Source organism: Nocardioides sp. CPCC 206348 (assembly GCF_048654705.1).
GTDB lineage: Bacteria > Actinomycetota > Actinomycetes > Propionibacteriales > Nocardioidaceae > Nocardioides.
This window is the reverse complement of record NZ_JBMCZA010000176.1, coordinates 14,739-17,537: the sequence shown is the minus strand read 5'-3', so window position 1 is coordinate 17,537 and position 2,799 is coordinate 14,739. Positions and strand designations below refer to the sequence as shown.

Genomic DNA, 2,799 nt, shown 5'->3' with positions numbered 1-2,799 from the left:
GGGTCCCGCCGCGGCTACCTGCTCCAGCTGCTCGCCGGGGCCGGCTGGTCGAGCCTCCCGGCGCTGCCGCTGATCCGGCAGCCCACGTTGATCCTTGCGGGCGACGACGACCCGATCATCCCGCTGGTGAACGCCCGGATCATGGGACGCCTGCTCCCCCACGCCCGTCTCCACGTCTACTCCGACGGGCACCTGGGCCTGGTCACCAGTGCCGAAGAGCTGGCGCCGCTGGTCGCCGGCTTCCTGCGCGACGAGGCCTGACGGGACTGGGGTCCCGTGGCACCCTTGATGGCGAAACGGGGTGATCGCGATGACCGAGGACCAGCAGGAAGCCGGGCCCGCCGACGCCCTCGATGCCCGCGAGGCCGAGAAGAAGGCCGCCCGCGCCCGCATCGAGCACCAGCAGACCTGGGTCGACCTGCAGATCCGGCAGGCGATGGAACGCGGCGACTTCGACAACCTGCCCGGCGCCGGCAAGCCGATCGAGGGCCTCGGCGACACCTACGACCCGGAGTGGTGGCTCAAGAAGCTGGTCGAACGCGAGCACATCGCGGTCCTCCCACCGGCCCTCCAGCTGCGCAAGGACGACGCCGGGCTCGACGACCACCTCGACACCCTGACCTCCGAGAAGGAGGCCCGCAGGTTCGTCGAGGAATTCAACGCGCGCGTCATCCGGGCCCGCTACACACCCGTCGACGGCCCGCCGCTGATCACCCTGCCGCGCGACGTCGACGAGACCCTCGCTGCCTGGCACGAACGTCGCGCCGCCCGCCGTCGTACGACGCCCGCGGTGGCGGCACCCGAGCCCGCACGCCGCACACGCTGGTGGCGTCGTCGATGACGCGATGGTCCCGATAGGACATCGCCACGTCTCGCCGAGACATCCGTCATACCCAACGAAGGCAACCCGCCGGTAAGTTGTCCAAACGTGAGCCACAAGAGCCCCAAGGACTTTTTCCGACCGCTGGCCGTGGGCGCGCCCATGCCGCCCCGCGAGATCCCCGCCCGGCCCAGCCGCGCGATCCACTTCTTCGATCCCAGCAACGAGAAGATGGCCGCGAAGATCCCCGGGATGGTCGGCACCGTCGACGTACTGCTCGGCAACCTCGAGGACGCCGTCAAGGCCGACAACAAGGTCGCCGCGCGTGAGGGCCTGATCCGGATCGGTCAGTCGACCGACTTCGGCCCGACCCAGTTCTGGACCCGGATCAACTCGCTCGACAGCCCGTGGGTGCTCGACGACCTCACCGCGCTCGTCCCGGCGATCGGCGACAAGCTCGACGTGATCATGGTCCCGAAGGTGCAGGGCGCCGAGGACATCCACTACATCGACCGGCTGCTCGCCCAGCTCGAGGCCAAGGCCGGCATCACCAGGCCGATCCTCGTGCACGCCATCCTCGAGACCGCCCGCGGCGTGGCCAACATCGAGGAGATCTGCGGCGCCAGCCCGCGCATGCAGGGCCTCTCGCTCGGCCCCGCCGACCTGGCGGCCGACCGCAAGATGAAGACCACCCGCGTCGGTGGCGGCCACCCGGGCTACCTCGTCCGCGAGGACCCGCCGAAGGGCGACGACGGCACCAGCCAGATCGACGCACCGCGGGCGATCTTCCAGCAGGACCTGTGGCACTACACGATCGCCAAGATGGTCGACGCCTGCGCGACGCACGGCATCTACCCGTACTACGGCCCGTTCGGCGACATCGCCGACGTCGTGGCGTGCGAGGACCAGTTCCGCAACGCGTTCCTGCTCGGCTGCGTCGGCACCTGGAGCCTGCACCCCAAGCAGATCGCCATCGCCAACCGCGTCTTCGCGCCCAGCGTCGAGGACATCGCCCACGCCCGCCGGGTCGCGGCCGCGATGGGCGACGGCACCGGTGCCGTGATGATCGACGGCAAGATGGAGGACGACGCCTCCCTCAAGCAGTGCCTGGTCCTGGTCGCGCTGGCCGAACAGCTGGCCGAGATCGATCCCGAGCTGAAGGCCGCCTACGACGCGATCGAGGTCCCGGCATGAGCGAGTTCAAGCCCCTCCGGTCCGTCCTCTACATGCCCAGCGCCAACGAGCGGGCACTGGAGAAGGCCAAGACCCTTCCTGCCGACGCGATCATCTTCGACCTCGAGGACTCCGTCGCGCCCGACGCCAAGGTCGGCGCCCGCCAGTCCGCGGCCGCTGCCGTGCAGTCCGGTGAGTACGGCCGCCGCCAGCTGATCATCCGCGTCAACGGCATCGGCACCGAGTGGCACGACGACGACATCGTCGCAGCGGCCGCGGCCGGCCCCGACGTCGTACTCGTCCCCAAGGTGAACTCCGCCGAAGAGGTCCGCGCGCTCGTCGACGCCCTCGGCGCTGCCGGAGCGCCGGAGAAGACCAAGCTCTGGGCCATGGTCGAGACCCCGATCGGCATGCTCAACGCGCTGTGGATCGCCACCGCCTCCGAGCGCCTCACCGGCTTCGTGATGGGCACCAACGACCTCGTCAAGGAGCTGTACGCCGAGCACGTCCCCGGCCGCCAGCCCGTGATCACCGGCCTGGGCCTCGCCCTGCTGGCGGCCCGCGCCGCCGGCATCGTGATCATCGACGGCGTCTACAACGACGTGAAGAACATCGACGGCTTCCTCGCCGAGTGCGAGCAGGGCCGCCAGATGGGCTTCGACGGCAAGACCCTCATCCACCCCGGCCAGGTCGAGGGCGCGAACACCGCCTTCGCCCCGAGCGAGCAGGCCGTCGAGGACGCCCGCGGGCTGATCCAGGCCTGGGAGGACGGCAAGGGTGCCGGCGTCGTGACCTACAACGGCAAG

General features: G+C 70.2%; 4 protein-coding genes. All 4 read left to right on the top strand.

The annotated features are described in order from the left end of the window. Positions 1-18 precede the first annotated feature (18 nt). Positions 19-261: an alpha/beta fold hydrolase gene (locus ACOADB_RS14025; RefSeq protein WP_420280872.1), complete on the top strand. Its 243-nt coding sequence runs from the start codon at positions 19-21 to the stop codon at positions 259-261. Between the two features lie 49 nt (positions 262-310). Then, positions 311-841: a DUF1992 domain-containing protein gene (locus tag ACOADB_RS14020; RefSeq protein WP_378599652.1), complete on the top strand. Its 531-nt coding sequence runs from the start codon at positions 311-313 to the stop codon at positions 839-841. 87 nt (positions 842-928) lie between these two features. After that, a complete protein-coding gene (locus ACOADB_RS14015) occupies positions 929-2,014 on the top strand; it encodes an HpcH/HpaI aldolase/citrate lyase family protein (protein ID WP_378599649.1) in 1,086 nt (361 codons plus the stop codon). Further along, positions 2,011-2,799: HpcH/HpaI aldolase/citrate lyase family protein (locus ACOADB_RS14010; protein ID WP_378599646.1), on the top strand; the 789-nt coding region annotated here is incomplete at its 3' end. The genes ACOADB_RS14015 and ACOADB_RS14010, both read left to right, overlap by 4 nt.

Excerpts from the sequence above, each read along its gene's own strand:
- ACOADB_RS14020 (WP_378599652.1), top strand. The coding sequence starts at position 311 with ATGACCGAGGACCAGCAGGAAGCCGGGCCCGCCGACGCCCTCGATGCC.